Consider the following 19,418-nt stretch of genomic DNA (forward strand, 5'->3'; position numbering starts at 1 on the left):
ATGGAGGATGCTATGAAGCTGCTGGAACAGATCCTTTTAAAACAAGACGTTCATTTGTCTGAAAAACAAAAGGGACAGTTTGACATTTATTTTCAGAAACTGATTGAATGGAATAAAAAAATGAATCTGACGGCAATAACGGATGAAAAAGAAGTAGCCGTCAAGCACTTTTACGATTCACTCACTCCGAGCTTCTACTTTTCTTTCCAGGGCCCGCTTCACATTTGCGATGTTGGATCCGGAGCCGGTTTTCCGGGAGTTCCGTTGAAAATACTGTTTCCAGAAATGGAACTGACGATTGTCGATTCACTTAATAAAAGGTTGATCTTTCTGCAGGCTTTGACTGAATCGCTTCAAATGAGCGGGGTCACGCTTTGCCATGATCGTGCCGAAAACTTTGCACGTAAAGCGGGGAAGCGGGAGAGCTTTGATGTCGTGATTGCCCGCGCGGTTGCTAACTTTTCGGTACTCAGTGAGTACTGTTTGCCCTTGGTTTTGCCTGGCGGCGAGTTTATTGCGTTAAAAGGGCCGCGATCAGAAGAAGAGCTGGAACTGGCCGGTCATGCCATTGATCTGTTAGGGGGAAAATTGGATAGAAAGGTTTCACTTGTTCTTCCGGAAGAAGACAGCCGCCGCAATATTTTCTTTATAAGGAAAATAGGTGAGACTCCCCATAAATATCCGAGAAAACCGGGTATTCCGGCAAAAAATCCTTTATAATGTTTCACGTGGAACACGGATCGTTATTTTTGCAGGATTTATTATTTTTTCAGCGAAGTAATAATTGGGTCAGACAGTAAAAAGGTGGTGTCGGAAAGATGAAGCATCCTTTTTCTAAGATTTTCAACCAAAGCGGCGAAGAAGAAACAAGTCTAGATCCCCGGGAAAATGAGGACGAGCGCGTTCAGGAGATTCTAGTCTCCAAAATCATTCCCAATCAATATCAACCCCGTTCGATTTTCAATGAGGAGAAACTCCGGGAACTCGCCGAGACTATTCAGGAACACGGTGTCATTCAGCCGATCGTGCTTAGGCCGATCGGGGACCGCTATGAAATTATAGCGGGTGAACGGCGCTGGAGGGCTGTTTCTTCTCTGGGCTGGGAAAAAATACCGGCGATCGTTAAAATGTTTGACGATGATCAAACGGCTTCTGTAGCGCTGATCGAAAATCTGCAACGGGAAGAACTGACGGCGATCGAGGAAGCAATGGCTTATTCAAGACTAATAGATATTCACGGGCTGACACAGGAAAGCCTGGCTCAGCAACTCGGGAGAGGGCAGTCGACGATTGCCAACAAGTTGCGGCTGCTGAAACTGCCGCCATCCGTACAGAGTGCGATTCTCGAAAAGAAAATAACAGAACGGCATGCAAGAGCATTAATTATATTAAAAGATCCTGAAAAACAGGAAAAATTGTTGCATGAAATCATCGAAAAGCAATTAAATGTGAAACAAACCGAGAGTCGCATCAAAAAAATACTGGAACGTGATCAGGATGCGGAGAAAACAAAAGAAAAGCGGACAAGGCGTGTCTCGTTAAGCCGCGATTCGCGAATCGCAGTCAACACTATTCGCCAGTCTGTCCATATGGTGACGGATTCGGGACTTAATATAGATACCAGTGAAGAAGACATGGGCGAATACTACCAGTTTACGATCCGCATCCCTAAAAAATAAATAAGTGAAGGCTGTAATTTTGGAGCCATCTTATTTGCGGCTCCTTTTTTCTGTGCAAATCGTTGAATTATGAACCTGGATCTGAGAATTCATGATAGAATGAAAGATAGCGATCGAAGTTTGAGAGTAGGTGAAGGTGTGAGCAAGATATTAGCGATCGCCAACCAGAAAGGCGGCGTAGGTAAAACAACGACGGCTGTAAATCTCAGTGCCTGCATGGCTATGCTGGGCTGTAAAGTGTTACTGGTTGACATTGATCCTCAAGGAAACGCGACAAGCGGTTCAGGTGTTGATAAAGGTGAAGTTGATGAATGCATTTATGATGTTTTAGTGGAGGATACGGAAATCCGGAAGGTGATTAAAAAATCGGCTATTGAAAATCTTGACGTGATTCCTTCCGCGATTCAACTGGCAGGAGCGGAAATTGAATTGGTTCCGACAATTTCGAGGGAAGTCAGGCTGAAACGTGCTCTGGAAAAGATAAAAGATACATATGATTATATAATCATAGACTGTCCGCCTTCGCTCGGTTTACTGACAATCAATGCCCTGACGGCTTCGGATGCCGTCATCATTCCGGTTCAGTGTGAATATTACGCGCTGGAAGGACTCAGCCAGCTATTGAATACAGTCAGGCTTGTGCAAAAACACCTGAACCATCATTTGGCCATTGAAGGTGTGCTTTTGACGATGCTCGATGCGAGAACAAATTTGGGAATTCAGGTCATTCAGGAAGTGAAAAAATATTTTCAGGATCGTGTTTTTCAGACTGTCATTCCCCGCAATGTCCGTTTGAGCGAAGCACCAAGCCATGGAAAACCGATCATCATTTATGATGCCAGATCAAAAGGTGCTGAAGTCTATCTTGACTTTGCGAAGGAAGTGATGATGAATGAGCAAAGCGTTAGGTAAGGGCCTTGATGCTTTTTTTCCGACCACTTTTTCCGACGAACAGGAAGATACAGTAGAAAACGTCGAATTAAGCGATCTAAGGACTAATCCTTATCAGCCCCGTAAAAAATTCGATGAACAAGGGTTGGAAGAACTGGCCCAGTCCATTAAAGAGCATGGAGTCATTCAGCCGCTGGTCGTCAGAAAAAGTATTAAAGGCTACGATATTATTACCGGGGAACGCCGATTTCGGGCTGCCAAAATCGCCGGCCAGAAAAAAGTTCCGGCGATTATCAGAGAGCTCTCCGATAAAGAAATGATGCAGATTGCTCTGATTGAGAATCTTCAGCGGGAAGATTTAAATCCTATTGAAGAGGCCTCGGCTTATCGAAGATTAATGGATGAATTGAATCTGACTCAGGAGGAACTGGCAGCAAAACTCGGAAAGAGCCGGCCGCATATCACAAATCATTTACGCTTGCTGCAGCTGGATAAAACCGTCAAAGGACTGCTTGAAGACGGAAAGCTCTCAATGGGGCACGGCCGGGCATTGCTTGGGCTTAAGGACAGAAAACGGATTCCGCAGGTTGTCGATAAGATTATTAAGGAGCAAATGAATGTACGGCAGCTTGAGGCGCTGATTCAAAAATTGAATCATCATGTTTCACGTGAAACATCGATGAAAAAAGAGTGGATCATGCCTCCCGAGTTGAAGGAGAAGGTTCATACGCTTCGTGAACGGTTCGGCACGTCAATAAAAATAAAGCCGACAGCTAACAAGGAAAAAGGGAAAATTGAAATGGATTACTACTCAGCCGATGATCTGAATCGGCTGCTTGAGTTGCTTGAGGGGCGGCCGTAACAGCTGCCCCCTAATTTTTTATTTGAATTGTGATTCAGAGAAAGCTGGGATTCACCTCTCGGACTAATGAAAGATGCTTTAAATGCGCGTGAAAAACATTGGTTCCTATTTTTTCTCTCGAAAAAGCGCTGCTTTTCTGCGGATGCCTGTTTAAAGCTGATAAATGAGGCTTCAAAGCCTGACTGCACATCATAAACGAGTTTCAGGATCGCACTTTAGCCGGACAGATGCTGTTAATGACGGCTGAGGTGCATTCGAGCCGGGAGACCGGCTTTATCGCGGGAAAGAATGGCAAGATAAAGACAGCGGCTGATGACCTCCGAAAGACTCATTACAATATTGAGCCGTGTATTCTGGAGTACAGAATATTCCATAAAGCCGCTGACGTTGACAATTCCGGTAATGTTGATATCCCCGACAGGCAGAAGTTTTTTATTAACGCCTGCACCCGGGAGAACAGGACCTTTTGAAACTGAGATCATGCCGATATTTTTTTGCTTGCCCAGGCAGGCATCAATGGCAATAATAAAAGGATTCCGATAGGAGGCCGCTATGGTACTGAGGGTGTTTTCAAGATTTACTGCATGCACCGGATTTTCCAGAGTACCATAAATATAAGTATCGGGAATCGTATGCTTCTGCAAAAAAGTGCCGGCCAGCGGGCCAAGTGAATCTCCGGTGGAGCGATCCGTCCCGATGCAGACGATAACGAGCGGATTTGTTCCGGGCGAGGGAAGATAGCTTCGAATCGCCCGGACGAGCAAAGCGTGGGAGACTTTGTCCTCATAATGCGCTGTTTGTTTTTCCTGCCTAAGATTCATAGTTTCCGCTCCTTAATAAAGTATTATCAGTATACGGACTATCCGGAGAATCTATACCTGTTTCCCTAGAAAATCCGGCGCCCTCGCATTTAGCTCATCCTTTTCCACTGCCCGAATTTCAAATATCTGCTATGGGTGATATACCGTTTCAGACGTCATCTTTCGGCTTTATTTGGGAAAAACAAGAATTACTGTCCTTTTTCCGAAAAATGGGCTATACTATGTAACAGAAAGCGAAAATGGATAAATTTGAAAATTTTTTTCGGCAATGAGAGAAAAGAGTAAGCAGGAGCGGCTGTTACACAGTGATCCGGGGAGAGTGGGAACCCGGAAACAGCACCTGAAGAAGGCATTCTTGAGCTGCAGTTTTTAAAAGAGGGTGCGGATTGTCCGCATCAATTAGGGTGGAACCGCGTGAGTCAATAAAAGCTCTCGTCCCTAGGCTGTTCGTTGCCTAGCAGACGGGAGCTTCATTATTTTTGAAAATAAGGGAGTCCGGCGAATGAGTAAAACAATGGAGCAAATTGTCAATCTGGCGAAACATCGGGGATTCATTTTTCCGGGATCGGAAATTTACGGCGGCCTGGCGAATACATGGGATTACGGTCCGCTTGGCGTAGAACTGAAAAATAATGTCAAGCAGGCATGGTGGAAAAAGTTCGTTCAGGAACCGTCTTTCAATGTCGGACTGGACGCGGCAATTCTGATGAATCCGAAAACATGGGAAGCTTCCGGCCATATTACAAATTTTAATGATCCGATGATTGACTGCAAAAAATGCAAGTCACGTTTTCGGGCTGATAAACTTATTGAAAGCAACATTCCGAGGGAAGAGCTTCCTGGACCGGTGGACGGACTGGACTTTGCTACTATGGAAAAACTGATCGAGTCTCATGCAATCAAGTGCCCGGAATGCGGAGAACACGATTTTACGGAAATACGCCAGTTCAATCTGATGTTTAAAACCTATCAGGGCGTGACGGAATCGGCCAAAGACGAAATTTATCTGCGTCCGGAAACGGCTCAGGGCATCTTTGTGAATTTTAAAAATGTACAACGAACGATGCGCAAGAAAATTCCTTTTGGCATCGGCCAGATCGGCAAATCGTTCCGCAATGAAATCACGCCCGGAAATTTTACTTTCCGTACGAGGGAATTTGAACAGCTGGAATTGGAATTTTTCTGCAAACCAGGCGAAGACGGGAAATGGTTCCAATATTGGCGCTCATTCGGTTTCGAATGGCTGAAGTCACTGAATATCCAAGCAGACAATCTCCGGCTCCGCGATCATGAAAAAGAAGAACTACCGCATTACAGCAATGCGACGACGGATATCGAGTACCTCTTCCCGTTCGGATGGGGAGAACTGTCGAGCCTGTCATCAAGAACGGATTACGATCTGCGCCGCCATATGGAAGTGTCGGGGCAGGATCTGCAGTATATCGATCAAAACCTGAATGAACGCTATATCCCGTATGTGATCGAGCCTTCGCTCGGCGCTGACCGTGTCACTCTCGCCTTTCTGGCCGATGCCTATGAGGAACAGAAAATCGATGATCATGATCAACGGATCGTGCTTCATCTGCATCCGGTGCTCGCTCCTTATAAGGCAAGCATTCTTCCGCTTTCAAAGAAACTCGGCAATGAAGCACAGGCGATCTACCGGAGCCTGGCGAAGGATTGGATGGTCGATTATGATGAGACGGGATCGATCGGCAAAAGATACCGCAGGCAGGATGAAATAGGGACTCCTTTCTGCATTACCTATGACTTTGATTCAAGAGATGATGGCAAGGTTACCGTCAGGGACAGGGATTCGATGGATCAGGTCCGTCTGCCGATTGATGCGCTCTCCGGTTTTCTAAGAGAAAAAATCAGTTTCTGATACGCCCGGTTGCATCGACGGCGGACACTCGTATATTCTTTTAGCGACGATCAAGGTCTTCTTTAAGAGGGGGAATAATAGATGGCGAAACCTCGGATTATCTTTGACTTAAACGACGTCGTTGAGATGAAAAAATCACATCCGTGCGGCGTCAATCAGTGGAAAATCATTAGGATGGGCGCCGATATCCGCATCAAGTGTCTCGGCTGCGGCCACAGTGTGATGATGCCGAGAGCGGAATTCCAGAAAAAAATAAAACGAATCATCGAACATGGATCTGCCGGGGACGCAGACGGTCATGAATAAGTTCTGAATACAATGGAAGCGAAACAAAGATCGGGAAGATCCGGGGAGTTGAAAAATAATGAGCTTAACGACAGGTATTGTAGGTCTGCCGAATGTCGGCAAATCAACACTGTTTAATGCGATCACGCAGGCCGGGGCGGAAATGGCCAATTATCCGTTCTGCACGATTGAACCTAATGTGGGAATCGTCAGTGTTCCGGATAAACGGCTGGACAAACTGACGGAAATGTACCATCCGAAAAAAAAGATCCCGACTACATTTGAGTTTACGGATATTGCCGGATTGGTTAAAGGGGCAAGCAAAGGAGAAGGACTGGGTAACCAGTTTCTTGCCACTATACGGCAGGTCGATGCCATATCCCACGTCGTCCGCTGTTTTGACGATAAAAACATTACGCACGTCTCCGGAAAAATCGATCCGATCGACGATATCGAAACGATTAATCTGGAACTGATTCTGGCCGACATGGAGCAGATAAATAAACGGCTCGACCGGACGGAAAAATTGGCAAAACAGAAAGAAAAACAGGCGATCATCGAATTTTCCGCACTGCAAAAACTGAAAGAAGCCTTTGACGCAGGGGAGCCGGCCCGCCATGTTGCGCTGACGGACGAGGAGGAGACAGCTGTCAAACCGTTCAATTTTCTGACGAAAAAACCGGTTCTCTATGTAGCAAACATTTCTGAAGACGATCTGCTGGCACCGGACGATAACGCATATGTCCAGGCGGTCAGGGACTATGCGGAAAAAGACGGATCGGAAGTCGTTGTCATTTCGGCAAAGATTGAGTCTGAGATAGCCGAACTTGAAGGCGAAGAGAAAAAAGCGTTTTTGCAGGATCTCGGTCTTGAAACTTCGGGTCTTGACCGGCTGATCGCCCAATCATACCGGCTTCTCGGACTGGCTACCTACTTCACGGCGGGAGAAAAAGAAGTGCGGGCGTGGACATTTCGGAAAGGGACGAAAGCGCCGCAGGCGGCAGGCATCATCCACTCCGACTTTGAACGCGGTTTTATTCGTGCCGAGATCGTGTCTTATGAGGATCTGGTGGCCGCCGGTTCAGAACTTGCCGCAAAGGAACAAGGGCATCTGCGGCTCGAGGGCAAGGATTATGTGATGCAGGACGGAGACATCGTTAATTTCAGATTTAATGTCTGACCTTGGCATGAATCGATGAATCTTGCAATCATTTGCTGAATGTGTTATTATAAAGCCCTATGAGTGAGAAGACTTGCTCTCTGCTCCGTTCAGGAGCCGTTTAGTCCAAGGGGAGGTGAACATCGTGCGCAAATACGAAATTATGTACATTCTTCGTCCGGATTTGGAAGAAGATCAGGAAAAAGCAGTCAAAGAAAAGGTTGCGTCCATCCTGACCGACAATGGCGCCGAAATCAATGATGTCAAGGAAATGGGCAAGCGTCGGCTGGCCTATGAAATCAATGATTATAATACCGGCGTTTACAACGTTCTCTATGTAACGGCCGAAAACACGGCAATTGATGAATTCGACCGTCTTGTCAAGATCAATGAAGATGTGATTCGCTTTATGATCATCAAGGATGAACGCAAACCTGAAGAAAGCAAATAATTTGCGGAACAGGGGGAATTCTGATGATTAATCGGGTTGTTTTGGTCGGACGCTTAACAAAAAATCCGGAACTTCGTTATACACCGAACGGAGTTGCCGTGACAAGTTTTACGCTTGCAGTCAATCGTCCGTTCTCTAATCAGCAGGGCGATCGCGAAACGGACTTTATTCCTGTGGTCGTGTGGCGAAGACAGGCGGAGAACGCTGCCAACTTTCTGACAAAAGGGAGCCTGGCAGGAGTCGACGGCCGCATTCAGACACGAAACTATGAGAATAATGAAGGCCGCCGTGTCTATGTCACGGAGGTTATTGCGGATAGTGTGCAGTTCCTTGAACCGAAGAGCGCCAGACATGGCGACGGCAACGGGAACGCCGCTCCGGCTGCGGGAAACGCGGGCTATCCGCCGCAGGCGAACCGGCAGGGCGCGAGCGCCGGCAGTAGTAGTAACCGCGGTCAGGATACCCCTTCTTTTGAAGATCCATTTGCTAACGACAGTAAGCCGATCGATATATCGGATGATGATCTGCCGTTCTGATAAACGGCACGAAAAACAAATGATTAACAGGGAGGTGCTTGGAATGGCAGTACGCCGGTCACGCGGTAAACGCCGCAAGGTATGCTATTTTACGGTCAACCATATTACTTATATTGACTATAAAGATGTTGACTTACTGAGACGGTTTATTTCTGAACGCGGGAAAATATTGCCCCGCCGTGTTACGGGAACGAGTGCGAAATATCAGCGCCAGCTGACAAAGGCGATTAAGCGCGCACGTCAGATGGCTTTACTCCCGTATACAACGGAATGATTTTCTCCAGTTTTATGTCAAATTGAAAACAGCAATGAAAGGCCGCGGTAAAAGAATGATCTTTTATGGCGGTTCTTTTTATTCAGCGGACCTTCCTAAGGGACAGCATCTTTGCCGGTTGAATTCCGATCTAAGCATGCGGCCGGCTTTTGAAACGACCGTGCCGGTCCGTTCTAACCTGAAACAGTGTGGTGAAAGACAATGAATCAGCAGCTGAACTCCGGCAATCAAAGACATGCCGGTCCGGCGTTCAAAGAGAAAAGGGCATTGATTCTTGCAGCTCTCTTAATTGCCGTCTATCTGTCTCCTCTGTTTATACTGGGCGAAAACGCTCATATACGTGTCCAGGATAATCTGGATTCGAATGTCGCCTGGTACCAGGTTCTTAATCGCAGCGGCGAGTTGTTCGGTTCCATTAACGCCGGGATTCCGCAGGTCATCAACGGAGAGCTTTCAAGAAATGCGTTCGATTCTCAGTTTAGCGGAATTGTCTGGCTTCACGTTCTTTTTCCATCAATGCTTGCTTTTTCCCTCAGTCAGGCGATCGTTTGCGTCTTTGCTTTTCTCGGCATGTATTTACTGCTTCGGGATTACTGCGTCAAGTCGGCAGATGCTTATCCCGTCCGTGTGCTGGGTTCTCTGGCCTTTGCACTGACGCCCTTCTGGCCGTCCGGAATGCTCAGTACAATGGGGATGCCGCTCGCTCTGTGGGCTTTTTTAAATATCAGGGCGCGGAAAGGAACCTGGAGAGAGTGGCTGATCTTTTCTTTATTGCCGTTCTATTCCAGTTTTGTGCTTGGCTTTTTCTTTTTCCTGACTGCGATGTTGTTTCTCTGGCTGCGCGATTGGATTGTTAAAAGAAAGGCAAACCTGCTTTTTTTAGGATCGATCGCATTCATGACCGCCCTCTATCTGCTGCTGGATTACCGACTGGTTGCATCACTGCTTTTTCCGGGTCCGCCGACAAACCGCAATGAATTTCTTGAATCGACAGGCAGTTTATACAGTACGGCCAAGCTGGCGCTGGAGAACTTTATATTGGGGCATAACCAGGTGATGACCGTTCATGAATTTGTCATTCTTCCCTTTACTGGCGTCGTCCTGTGGCAGATGATCCGGAACGGAGGCGGCGGAAAGCGGCTGCGAAAGTGGTTTGTCTGTCTCCTTGTGATAAACATTTTGCTGTCCGTATGGTTCGCCTTCTGGTTTTATAAGGGGTGGGCACCGCTCAAAGAAAAAATCAGCATTCTGACAACTTTTAATTTTTCCCGCTACCATTATCTGCATCCCTTGTTTATCTATCTCATGTTTGCCGTGGGGGCGGCGATCCTCTGGAAGATGGGAAATAAATGGCGGCGTTTTGTCAGAATTTGTTTCGTACTGCAGCTTGCCGTACTTTTTTATTACAATCCGGAAATTGAATTTCATGGCGAACCGACGTTCAAACAATTTTATGCCGTGCAGCAATTCCATGATATTGCCGCTTTTATCGGAAAACCGCAATCGGATTATCGCATAGCCAGTATCGGCCTTCACCCGGCGATCGCTCAGTACAACGGTTTCTATACTTTGGACACTTACAATAATTTCTATCCGCTGTCTTATAAGCATACATTCAGGAAAATTATTGCTAAAGAGTTGGATAAGAACAAAGAAATCAAAAGTTATTTCGACAACTGGGGCGGCAGATGCTATCTTTTTACGGCAGAGTTGGGAAAAAATTATGAATTCCGGAAGGGGTCGGCGGTAAAAATTCACCATCTTCAGCTTAATATCAATGCATTTAAAAAGCTGGGCGGCCGTTATATTTTGTCTTCCGTGCCGATTATGAATGCCGATCAGGACGGGCTGCGCTTCCTGAAATCATTTAACAATTCAGCCTCCGCATGGACGATCTATCTGTACGAAGCCAAATGATGCGGCAGGCAAACAGTCTGTCCCGAAGCCAGGCCGCCGTTCGCATCGGTCAATTTTCCAGAGAGCGGACTATTTACATAAATGCGTGAATGGCAGTCAATTTTTGCAGACGGCGCTGTTTTCCCGCTGTTGATGACGGACCCGCGCCGGAACTGTGAAGCGCCCGGCAGCATGGTGCAATGAAAGGGTTCAATAGCGCCGAAATACTGGCCGGCCGTTTTGTTAAAATTGATTGAATACCCGGCCATACAAAAGACCCCCTGATACCGGCTATTCAGTAGGCCGGTATCAGGGGGTCTGTTCATGCGCGATCCTTTCGATCTATTTAATAATACGGCGCCATCATCAGATAAACGATAACACCGGTCAGGCTGACATAGAGCCAGATCGGCATCGTCCAGCGAACGATTCGTTTATGCTTCTTAATCTGGTTGGTCCATCCCCATACGAGTGCGAAAAGAGCGAGCGGGACAACGATCGCTGCAAGCGTACTGTGGGTGATCAGGAGAAAAAAGTAGACGGGACGGATCAGGCCGGTGCCCCCGTAATGGGGCGGCGGCGCGAGATAATGAAATGAAAGATACGAAATCAGGAAGAGAAAGGTTGTTGTAAACGCGGCCAGAATAAAGCCGCGATGCATGGCGATATTCTTTTTCCTGACAGCGATAAAGGCCGCCAGAAGGAAGATGAACGTAAAACTGTTGAAAACGGCATTAAATCTCGGAAGCAGGTAAACATCAAAACCGATTTTACCGTGGTAACCGATAAAGGGTGCAAAAAAAAGCAGTAAAATCAAAATGTCGGCGATAATCGATACCGAAAGGATCAGAACCGCATAGTTAGCCGTACTTTTTGGCGTTCTTCCGCGAGGATCCTGTGTCAGCATATTTTTGCTCATCTGAGAAAAACTCCTTTAAAAACTGTAAGAAATTTGACCGGGCCCTATGATAAAAATAAACGGTTCCAAGCTCTTACATCATAAATTAGATTTTTCGCCATGGCAAGGAAAGAGCTGTCCAAATTCAAAAGATGGTTATTCCGAAGACTCTCCGGCCAGCAGGCGCTTTGTAATGGCTTTAATTTTCTGATGCGAAGAGATCTCCTCATTGATCATTTCTTCAAGAATGACATGAATAAAGTATTGAACAGCGGCCATATCCTTGAATTTTATGATGGATGCCAGCGCTTCTTTGTAAATCTGAAAGAATAAAGGCTCAGGATTGCCCTTCTGTATTTCACCGTAAGCTTCATAAAGCAGATCGATCTTATCGGCAACGGACAAGATCCGGCCTTCAAGCGAACTGTCTTTTCCTTCTTTAAACCGGCCTTCATAAACTTTTCTAAATTCAGGCGGGAATTCTTTGTTCAGGAATTCCTGAGTCATCGAACCCTCCACCTGGGAGAAAAGTTCCCGGAGTTTTGGAAGCGCGTACTTGACAGGAGTTTTGATGTCACCGGTGAACAGTTCGGAATAGTCGTGATTGATCGCCCGCTCGTACATCGTTTTCCAGTCGACCGTCTTTCCGTCCTGAGCTTCAACAGTGGCAAGAAATTGGGCAATGGTTGCCACTTTGAAAGAATGGCTGGCTACGGAATGTTCCTGATACTTAAAAACGCCCGGGCAGCGGAATATCCCTTCCAGGTCGGACAAACTCTGAAAATATTTGTGAATGCCCATGAATGTGCCACCTTCCTCCGCCTGTTTTTGATCTTTTTTCTAAGAGTATTCAGATTAATGTAGTCATAAAAAGGATCCGTCAATCCTTCTCATAAAAAATCGATTCAGCGCCGTTCCAGGCTGTTCAGTGATTTTGTCAGGGTGAAAAGTTTCTGGATATTCAGCAGAGGAAGCTCGCGTTTTTCCAATTTCAGTTCGGCGGTAACGGCCTCCCCTTTGTCGCTGACCGGAACCAGATCTTCAGGATGAAAAGTTAAGGGTTCGCCGACAGAATGAATATCAAGAGCGATGATTTCATTCTCTGTACCGCAAACGACGTATTTTTCATCTTCTTTAGGAAACGGATTGTGATCAATGTGAAAGATACCCGCCAGATTAATCAAGGGCAGAACTTTACCTCTTAATGAAATCAGGCCCAGAAAGTAGGGATGGGTCATCGGTACCTTCACGGCATGAATCGGTTCTACGAACTCATGGATTTCTCCGATCGGGAGACCGAACGCCTGATCTCCAACATTCAGCGCAATGGCTGTATTTTCTACTGAAGCAACTGACATTTCGCTCACCTCAAAAGATAAGATATTTGTGTGCAGACGCTGACCGTTTTATTTACTTATAACTATAAAGGATAATGGATCAATCGTCATTTTTTTTTCAGGTCGGGAACAGAATCCGGTTCAACGACTTCCCGGTCCGCGTACCACGGATTGATGTGAATCAGCACTTCATCGACATAAGGATATTTGCGGATCATCCGCCGCCTGATTGCCTCGGTAATATCGTCGCCCTCCTGAATAGTGAGCGAAGCAGGGAGCCTGATCTGAGCATCGATCAGCACTCCGTTGCCCTGCTCGCGTGCGCGCAAAATATCGATTTTTTTCACTTCCGGAAAAGAGAGGAACACCTGCCGGTACTCTTCCTGTTTGTCTTCAGGGACACTGCTTTCCATAAGTACATTGGTCGACTTTATGATCATAATGATCGCAATTCTCAGCACGAGAAAAGAGACGACGATGCCTGCAACCGGATCGCCGAAACGGGCACCAGGCATATTCAGCAGATTTCCCGCCCAACCGATGCCGAGGCCGACGGCGGCAGCGCATGAAGCAAAGATGTCGGCCAGATGGTCCGAAGCGGCGGCGCGGAGACTTTTACTGCGGTATTTTTGAGCCGTTTTATAAGTGTAGACATAAAGGATCCATTTCCAGATTGCTGAAACAACGGCTGCTAAAAGCGCCCAGACACTGACCGCCGAAACGGGCCCGAGCAGGACTTTAATTGCGTCGTATACAAGAAATAAAGCCGCGCCGATTAAAATAATCGCGATGAAAGCGCTGGAAACATCCTCAGCTTTTCCGTGACCGTAGGGATGATCTCTATCGGCCGGATGATTGGAAAGCTTCATTGAGCCGATAGCGGCAATTGAACCGATAACGTCCCCGCCGTTATGCACACCGTCTGCGATAAGCGCGGTGCTGCGAAAGAACAAACCGCAGACAATTTTGATCAATGTCAGGAAAAAATTGCTGATCAGACTGATCCAGGCCGCCTTCACTGCTTTCGGATTTTCACGGGCCATAAAGATTCACCCCCCTTAAATTGTTTGCTTGAGGAAAATTAATAAAGAGAAAAGGCAATCCGGAAAAGGATTGTCTTTTTAAAAGCATTCTTTTATTCTTTACTGGACCCGCCGGGAACAGGAAACGGGTGAATTTAAAAAGACCAGCCGGATAGCGCGCCAAGGCCGGAAAAGCTTCCCCGGCCGTTCTTCTGCCTGAACGGATAACGGAACTGCGTCCCGCATCTTTGCGTTTCAAGGCGTCCCGCGCAGTGATAACAGCCATGATCTGCACCAACTCTCGAATGACACTTTAGCCTAAAACTGCCGATATAAAAAGAATCAATACGAAAAAGGCCCAATTCTTTTAGAGCGTTGAAACAACGAAATATCGCTGCTTGTTCACTCACCCTGTGGGAACAAACGGGAAGAAGAATTCGGGCATCTATCGGTTCATTTAAAACGCTTTCTCAATTTAAAACTAACAAGTATTATTTTACACCGTTATTAACGTCATTGCAACGGCCGCTACGCTTCCGTTGACAGCCATCGTGAGGAATCGGTCCCGCCGGCCGGAGCGAGCGAGAGTACCGCGTCAGTGCCGGTTTATGAATCATTCGCGGCAGCTTTTTCCCTTGCGGTATCGCTCTTGTATAAATGGTGTCACTTTATTATGATTATCATGTAAATAAGAGAATTGCCTGTGATCATTTGATAGAGGGGGGAATTAAAGATGACGGATCAATTAACGACGGAAGCGGGGCAGCCATGGGCCGACAACAATCATTCTCTGACAGCCGGCGAGCGGGGTCCCGTACTCATTCAGGATTATCAGTTGCTGGAAAAGCTGGCTCATTTTAATCGTGAACGCATCCCGGAACGGGTTGTCCACGCCAAGGGAGCTGGTGCCAAAGGGATATTTAAGCTGACCCATGACATGAGCGAATATACTAAGGCAGACTTGTTTAACGGAACCGGAAAAGAAACGCCGATTCTTCTTCGATTTTCACAAGTAGCCGGCGAATCGGGTTATCCGGATACCATCCGCGATGTTCGCGGCTTTGCGCTGAAATTCTACAGTCAGCAGGGAAATTACGACATTGTCGGTAACAATACGCCGGTCTTCTTTGTAAATGATCCGCTGAAATTTCCCGATTTCATTCACTCGCAAAAACGTGATCCGCGGACTCACCGGCGGGATAACGACATGCAATGGGACTTTTGGGCTCATTCTCCCGAATCCGTGCATCAAGTGACCTATCTAATGGGCGACCGGGGCAACCCAGCCAGTTATCGCACGATGAATGGCTATGGCAGCCATACTTTTAAGTGGGTGAACGGCAAAGGCGAGATATTCTGGGTAAAATATCACTTCATTACCCAGCAGGGCGTTCAAAATATGACCGATGAGGTCGCCGCCAAGGCCGCCAGTGAAGATACGGACTACTTGCAGAACGAATTATTTAACGCCATTGAAACCGGTGATTTCCCTTCATGGAAGGTTTACGTACAAATCCTGCCCTATCAAGCCGGACTGGATTACAAATATGATATTTTCGACGTCACCAAAGTTGTGTCGCATAAAGATTACCCGTTGATTGAAGTCGGTGAATTTACCCTCAATCAAAATCCGACGAACTATTTCGATGAGATCGAGGAGGCGGCCTTTTCACCGGCGAACTTTGTTCCCGGAATTGAAGCTTCACCCGATAAACTCCTTCAAGGACGTTTATTTGCTTATAAAGATGCCGAACGTTACCGACTCGGTGTGAACTATGAACAATTGCCGGTCAATCGTCCGTTAAATGAAGTACACAACTACGAACGGGACGGGTTTATGGCGCAGGGGCAGGATGGCTCTGTCAACTATGAACCGAACAGTCACGGGGGACCGGTCGAAGATCCGGGTGCTCGAATCCATCAGGATGAAGTGCACGGGAAACTGGGTGATTTCAAGCCATATGATACCGACTACTACTCTGCGGCCGGCCGTTTATACCACGTCATGAGTACCGACGAACGGGATCGTCTGATTCAAACGATTGCAAAAAATCTGGGTTCCGTAGACAGCCAGGCAGTGAAAATTCTGCAAACGAAACATTTTTACCAAGCCGACCCGGATTACGGGACTCGTGTTGCCAAGGCGCTGAATATTGAATTGGATGAAATTAAATAAGTTCGATCTATATAAGGAAAGGCTAGAATCGGATGCAGGGTAAAAGCAGCTGGGAAGTCAGAGGCAGGAGAAACACCGAATAATTGATTTTTTCAAGCCGAGGTCTCGCGGCCGCGGTTATTTTTTTTTGCCCGGATCTCCTTGACGTGATGCCCGGATCCATGGCTGCGCTCTGACCTGTACCGGAGCAAGAATTTTCGATTGCCTCGGACTCTGGGTGAAGCGGCCGACCGGCGACGATTGACATTCGGAAGAGGAAAAGAGGGATTCAGTGAAAAAACTCACTGATTACTGCAATCGAGAGGAATATTGAGTATAATTAACTTGAATTTTAATATCCGTGAGTCAGATCATACAAAAGCAAAGGCTGTTAAAAACGCGAATTCAGCGGATCCTGTAGAATACTGATATTTACGGGAGGTGCCGGTTTCTTTTTTTATACGATCGGAGAGCATAAAACTTTAAGGGATTATAGTATAAGCGCAACTCAGGCTTTATCTGCACAGAAGGCTTGGCGGAACAAAGTTTCCTAATCCTCTTTCGAAAGCAGATGCGGACCTTAAGATTCTAAATTCATGGAAGGCCGTGGTACGGAGTCCGGCATCGTTTCCAGACTTGCCGGATGCCATATATTTCGGAAGCATGCTCGCGAATATGTCCTGAAAAGGGCGGCGAAGGCAAACGGCAGCGGGATCCGCGGAAATCAGCGGAAACTTTTGTACCGCCCTGAACGGGCAAATTCGGCCGTGGGAGCTGAAAAAATTGGCAAACCGATTTAAACACCGATGGCGCAGCGACCAGCTCGTCTTACTCGGTCTGTTGTGTCTCCTCTTTCTAATTTTTATTGCGTTTCTGAACTGGATGCTTGCTCTGGCAGGGCTGGTTCTGCTGGCTCTTTTTGCCGTCTGGTTTGTGTTTAATGAGACACAATTTGATAAAGAACTGATCGAATATGTTGCGGGGCTTTCCTACCGCATTAAAAATGTCGGCGGCGAAGTACTGCTGCGGATGCCGATCGGGATTATTCTTTACGATGAATCCGAGCAAATTGAATGGTGCAACGTGTATCTCAATAAAATTGCCGGCGGCAAAGAAACAAATATTGGAAAAAATGTAAAGGAGATCTCCGAGGAGCTGGCGGAATTCATCTCATCGGATAAAGAATCATCAATCATCATCACGATTCACGAGCGGCAATACCGTGTACGTTTGAAAAGGCCGGAAAGATTGCTCTATTTTACCGATATTACCGATATTCTGGAGATTAAAAAAAGATACTTTAATGAAAAAACAGTGATTGCACTGATTTTCCTGGATAATTATAAAGAAGTGACAGAGGGTCTTGAAGACCAGATCAGGAGTACAATTAATAATGAGACCACGTCGATGATCAAAACCTGGGCGTCGGATCACGGCGTCTATCTGCGGCGGACTGCGTCCGATCGCTTTCTCGCGGTATTGAACGAGAAACAGCTGGCGGCAGTAGAAGAAGAACATTTTTCTATTCTGGACAAGGTGAGGGAAAAAACCGTTCCCCTCAGCCATATTCCGTTAACGCTCAGTATCGGCGTCGGGGCGGGAACCCCGGTGCTTGAAGACCTGGGTGCCTATGCACAGTCCGCTCTTGATCTCGGGCTGGGACGCGGCGGCGATCAGGCGGTGATCAAACGGCCGGACGGCGACGTGAAATTTTACGGCGGCAAGTCCAATCCTGTTGAAAAAAGGACACGTGTCCGCGCACGGGTTATTTCGCACGCTCTGTCGGAACTGATGCTGGAGAGCGACCAGGTGTTGATTATGGGCCATAAAGTGCCCGATCTGGATTCTATGGGGGCCTGTATCGGCGTCCTGAAAATCGCTCATGCCAATGGACGCAATGCGAAGATCGTTATCGACCGGGAGCCGAATGTGAGCGGTGTATCCCGGCTGATCCGCGAACTTCAGGAGAACCGCAGCCTGTGGTCCGACTTTATTTCTGCCGATGAGGCCCGCGGACAGGCAACGAGGCGAACACTGGTCGTGATTGTGGACACGCATCGTCCGTCTATGGTTGTTGATCCGCAGCTTCTGGAAAGTACGCCCCGCGTTGTCGTGATCGATCATCATCGGCGGGCGGAGGAATTTATTAAGGATCCTGTACTCGTTTATATGGAACCCTATGCATCCTCGACATCCGAACTGATCACGGAACTGCTGGAGTATCAGCCCAATGAGCGTCCGCTGGAAGTCATTGAGGCAACGGCAATGCTGGGCGGCATAGCGGTGGACACGAAAAACTTTACGCTGCGGACGGGTTTCCGTACCTTCGACGCGGCGTCCTATCTTCGTGCGCACGGAGCGGATACCATTCTCGTCCAGAAATTTTTAAGCGATGACCTGAATCAATTCAATCAGCGCGCCGAACTCATTCGCAGGACGAAAATTTATCGCTCCAATATCGCCGTTGTTGTCGGCGAAGAACAAAAGCAGTATGAGCAGGTGCTGCTTGCCCAGGCGGCGGACACACTGCTGACACTCGAGGGGATCAGGACATCCTTTGTCATCGGCCTGAGGCCTGACGGGCAGGTCGGTGTCAGCGCGAGATCTCTCGGCGATGTAAATGTCCAGCTCATTATGGAAAGCATCGGCGGCGGCGGACACTTGAATAACGCGGCTACTCAGCTGAAGAATACGACAGTCGGCGAAGCTGCAGAACAGGTCAGAGCGGCCATTGACAGTTATTTTGAGGGAGGTTTGTCGTGATGAAAGTCATTTTTGTTAAAGATGTAAAAGGTAAAGGCAACGAAGGCGAAGTCAAAGAAGTGTCCGAAGGCTATGCCCGAAATTATTTATTTCCAAAAAATCTGGCGGTTCCGGCGAGCAAGAGCAGCCTGAAACAGCTGGATACGAAAAAAAAGAAACAAATGGAGCATGAAAAAGAAGAGCGCCGCCAGGCTGAAGCGCTCAAAAATACAATAGAAAAGATCACGATTGAGCTGAAGGCAAAATCCGGAGAAGGCGGCCGTTTGTTCGGTTCCATTACGAGCAAACAAATCGCACAGGCTTTTCAAAAACTGAACATCTCGATTGATAAAAGGAAAATTGAGCTGTCGGAACCGATACGCACCCTCGGTTTTACGGATGTGCCGCTTAAACTGCATCCGCAGATCACGGCCAAAGTGAAAGTGCATGTCACGGAAGAATGAGCGGCATTCACAGCGTACCGGCCGTTTCAGAGATTTCCCCGGCAATTGTACGCTGTGCCGA

Annotated in this window: 20 protein-coding genes; 14 read left to right on the top strand and 6 right to left on the bottom strand. The window is 47.2% G+C overall.

Going from position 1 to position 19,418, the window contains the following annotated elements; translation table 11 throughout:
* Window positions 1-12: 12 nt before the first annotated feature.
* The 4 genes from rsmG (at window position 13) to Q6A92_RS01735 (ending at window position 3,432) form a co-directional block, all read left to right on the top strand.
* On the top strand, window positions 13-720 hold the full coding sequence (gene rsmG, locus Q6A92_RS01720) for a 16S rRNA (guanine(527)-N(7))-methyltransferase RsmG (protein WP_332236822.1): 708 nt from the start codon (window positions 13-15) through the stop codon (window positions 718-720).
* Between the two features lie 98 nt (window positions 721-818).
* Window positions 819-1,679: a nucleoid occlusion protein gene (gene noc, locus Q6A92_RS01725; protein ID WP_332236823.1), complete on the top strand. Its 861-nt coding sequence runs from the start codon at window positions 819-821 to the stop codon at window positions 1,677-1,679.
* 138 nt (window positions 1,680-1,817) lie between these two features.
* Window positions 1,818-2,591, top strand: coding sequence for a ParA family protein (locus Q6A92_RS01730; protein WP_274399161.1), 774 nt, complete (start codon window positions 1,818-1,820; stop codon window positions 2,589-2,591).
* Window positions 2,572-3,432, top strand: a complete 861-nt coding sequence (locus tag Q6A92_RS01735; RefSeq protein ID WP_274399160.1) for a ParB/RepB/Spo0J family partition protein — start codon at window positions 2,572-2,574, stop codon at window positions 3,430-3,432. The genes Q6A92_RS01730 and Q6A92_RS01735 overlap by 20 nt, the downstream gene beginning before the upstream one ends.
* A 233-nt stretch (window positions 3,433-3,665) precedes the next feature.
* Here Q6A92_RS01735 and yyaC read toward each other — a convergent pair whose 3' ends face one another.
* On the bottom strand, window positions 3,666-4,253 hold the full coding sequence (gene yyaC, locus Q6A92_RS01740; protein ID WP_332236824.1) for a spore protease YyaC: 588 nt from the start codon (window positions 4,251-4,253) through the stop codon (window positions 3,666-3,668).
* 502 nt (window positions 4,254-4,755) lie between these two features.
* Between yyaC and Q6A92_RS01745 the strand changes: the two genes are divergently transcribed.
* From Q6A92_RS01745 to Q6A92_RS01775, 7 genes are all read left to right on the top strand, one after another.
* Window positions 4,756-6,138 carry a glycine--tRNA ligase gene (locus Q6A92_RS01745; RefSeq protein ID WP_274399158.1) on the top strand — a complete coding sequence of 461 codons (1,383 nt, stop codon included), beginning with the start codon at window positions 4,756-4,758 and terminating at the stop codon, window positions 6,136-6,138.
* Window positions 6,139-6,219: 81 nt separating this feature from the next.
* Window positions 6,220-6,444 carry a DUF951 domain-containing protein gene (locus tag Q6A92_RS01750; protein ID WP_332236825.1) on the top strand — a complete coding sequence of 75 codons (225 nt, stop codon included), beginning with the start codon at window positions 6,220-6,222 and terminating at the stop codon, window positions 6,442-6,444.
* 58 nt (window positions 6,445-6,502) lie between these two features.
* Window positions 6,503-7,603, top strand: a complete 1,101-nt coding sequence (gene ychF / locus Q6A92_RS01755; RefSeq protein ID WP_332236826.1) for a redox-regulated ATPase YchF — start codon at window positions 6,503-6,505, stop codon at window positions 7,601-7,603.
* A 124-nt stretch (window positions 7,604-7,727) separates the two neighbouring features.
* A complete protein-coding gene (rpsF, locus tag Q6A92_RS01760) occupies window positions 7,728-8,033 on the top strand; it encodes a 30S ribosomal protein S6 (RefSeq protein WP_274399154.1) in 306 nt (101 codons plus the stop codon).
* Window positions 8,034-8,056: 23 nt separating this feature from the next.
* Entirely contained in the window at window positions 8,057-8,569 is a 513-nt protein-coding gene (gene ssb, locus Q6A92_RS01765) for a single-stranded DNA-binding protein (protein WP_274399152.1), read from the top strand.
* 43 nt (window positions 8,570-8,612) lie between these two features.
* Window positions 8,613-8,843 (top strand): 30S ribosomal protein S18, encoded by a 231-nt coding sequence (gene rpsR, locus Q6A92_RS01770; protein WP_274399151.1) that lies wholly within the window; start codon window positions 8,613-8,615, stop codon window positions 8,841-8,843.
* A gap of 201 nt (window positions 8,844-9,044) precedes the next feature.
* Window positions 9,045-10,760, top strand: coding sequence for a DUF6044 family protein (locus Q6A92_RS01775; protein WP_274399150.1), 1,716 nt, complete (start codon window positions 9,045-9,047; stop codon window positions 10,758-10,760).
* Here Q6A92_RS01775 and Q6A92_RS01780 read toward each other — a convergent pair.
* From Q6A92_RS01780 to Q6A92_RS01800, 5 genes are all read right to left on the bottom strand, one after another.
* Entirely contained in the window at window positions 10,739-11,008 is a 270-nt protein-coding gene (locus tag Q6A92_RS01780) for a hypothetical protein (protein WP_274399149.1), read from the bottom strand. The genes Q6A92_RS01775 and Q6A92_RS01780 overlap by 22 nt on opposite strands.
* A gap of 77 nt (window positions 11,009-11,085) precedes the next feature.
* Entirely contained in the window at window positions 11,086-11,646 is a 561-nt protein-coding gene (locus Q6A92_RS01785) for a DUF420 domain-containing protein (protein WP_274399208.1), read from the bottom strand.
* 147 nt (window positions 11,647-11,793) lie between these two features.
* Window positions 11,794-12,438, bottom strand: a complete 645-nt coding sequence (locus Q6A92_RS01790; RefSeq protein WP_274399147.1) for an HD domain-containing protein — start codon at window positions 12,436-12,438, stop codon at window positions 11,794-11,796.
* Between the two features lie 104 nt (window positions 12,439-12,542).
* On the bottom strand, window positions 12,543-12,995 hold the full coding sequence (locus Q6A92_RS01795; RefSeq protein WP_274399145.1) for a chemotaxis protein CheW: 453 nt from the start codon (window positions 12,993-12,995) through the stop codon (window positions 12,543-12,545).
* A gap of 86 nt (window positions 12,996-13,081) precedes the next feature.
* Window positions 13,082-14,017 (bottom strand): cation diffusion facilitator family transporter, encoded by a 936-nt coding sequence (locus tag Q6A92_RS01800; RefSeq protein WP_274399144.1) that lies wholly within the window; start codon window positions 14,015-14,017, stop codon window positions 13,082-13,084.
* Window positions 14,018-14,729: 712 nt separating this feature from the next.
* On the opposite strand from Q6A92_RS01800, the gene Q6A92_RS01805 reads away from it, so the two are divergent.
* From Q6A92_RS01805 to rplI, 3 genes are all read left to right on the top strand, one after another.
* Window positions 14,730-16,172: a catalase gene (locus Q6A92_RS01805; RefSeq protein WP_274399142.1), complete on the top strand. Its 1,443-nt coding sequence runs from the start codon at window positions 14,730-14,732 to the stop codon at window positions 16,170-16,172.
* A 762-nt stretch (window positions 16,173-16,934) separates the two neighbouring features.
* The gene (locus Q6A92_RS01810; RefSeq protein WP_274399141.1) at window positions 16,935-18,914 is read left to right on the top strand and encodes a DHH family phosphoesterase; all 1,980 of its coding nucleotides are present in this window, start codon (window positions 16,935-16,937) and stop codon (window positions 18,912-18,914) included.
* The gene (rplI, locus tag Q6A92_RS01815; protein WP_274399140.1) at window positions 18,914-19,357 is read left to right on the top strand and encodes a 50S ribosomal protein L9; all 444 of its coding nucleotides are present in this window, start codon (window positions 18,914-18,916) and stop codon (window positions 19,355-19,357) included. Before Q6A92_RS01810 ends, rplI begins: the two co-directional genes overlap by 1 nt.
* The last annotated feature ends 61 nt before the right edge of the window (window positions 19,358-19,418 follow it).

This window comes from Sporolactobacillus sp. KGMB 08714, from assembly GCF_036598985.1.
Classification (GTDB): domain Bacteria; phylum Bacillota; class Bacilli; order Bacillales; family Sporolactobacillaceae; genus Sporolactobacillus.

Coding starts and splice junctions, on each gene's coding strand:
- rpsR (WP_274399151.1), top strand. CDS start 8,613: ATGGCAGTACGCCGGTCACGCGGTAAACGCCGCAAGGTATGCTATTTT.
- yyaC (WP_332236824.1), bottom strand. CDS start 4,253: ATGAATCTTAGGCAGGAAAAACAAACAGCGCATTATGAGGACAAAGTC.
- noc (WP_332236823.1), top strand. CDS start 819: ATGAAGCATCCTTTTTCTAAGATTTTCAACCAAAGCGGCGAAGAAGAA.
- ssb (WP_274399152.1), top strand. CDS start 8,057: ATGATTAATCGGGTTGTTTTGGTCGGACGCTTAACAAAAAATCCGGAA.
- Q6A92_RS01790 (WP_274399147.1), bottom strand. CDS start 12,438: ATGGGCATTCACAAATATTTTCAGAGTTTGTCCGACCTGGAAGGGATA.
- rplI (WP_274399140.1), top strand. CDS start 18,914: ATGAAAGTCATTTTTGTTAAAGATGTAAAAGGTAAAGGCAACGAAGGC.
- Q6A92_RS01795 (WP_274399145.1), bottom strand. CDS start 12,995: ATGTCAGTTGCTTCAGTAGAAAATACAGCCATTGCGCTGAATGTTGGA.
- Q6A92_RS01780 (WP_274399149.1), bottom strand. CDS start 11,008: ATGGCCGGGTATTCAATCAATTTTAACAAAACGGCCGGCCAGTATTTC.
- Q6A92_RS01750 (WP_332236825.1), top strand. CDS start 6,220: ATGGCGAAACCTCGGATTATCTTTGACTTAAACGACGTCGTTGAGATG.
- rsmG (WP_332236822.1), top strand. CDS start 13: ATGAAGCTGCTGGAACAGATCCTTTTAAAACAAGACGTTCATTTGTCT.
- Q6A92_RS01805 (WP_274399142.1), top strand. CDS start 14,730: ATGACGGATCAATTAACGACGGAAGCGGGGCAGCCATGGGCCGACAAC.
- Q6A92_RS01735 (WP_274399160.1), top strand. CDS start 2,572: ATGAGCAAAGCGTTAGGTAAGGGCCTTGATGCTTTTTTTCCGACCACT.
- Q6A92_RS01745 (WP_274399158.1), top strand. CDS start 4,756: ATGAGTAAAACAATGGAGCAAATTGTCAATCTGGCGAAACATCGGGGA.
- Q6A92_RS01775 (WP_274399150.1), top strand. CDS start 9,045: ATGAATCAGCAGCTGAACTCCGGCAATCAAAGACATGCCGGTCCGGCG.
- ychF (WP_332236826.1), top strand. CDS start 6,503: ATGAGCTTAACGACAGGTATTGTAGGTCTGCCGAATGTCGGCAAATCA.
- Q6A92_RS01800 (WP_274399144.1), bottom strand. CDS start 14,017: ATGGCCCGTGAAAATCCGAAAGCAGTGAAGGCGGCCTGGATCAGTCTG.
- Q6A92_RS01785 (WP_274399208.1), bottom strand. CDS start 11,646: ATGCTGACACAGGATCCTCGCGGAAGAACGCCAAAAAGTACGGCTAAC.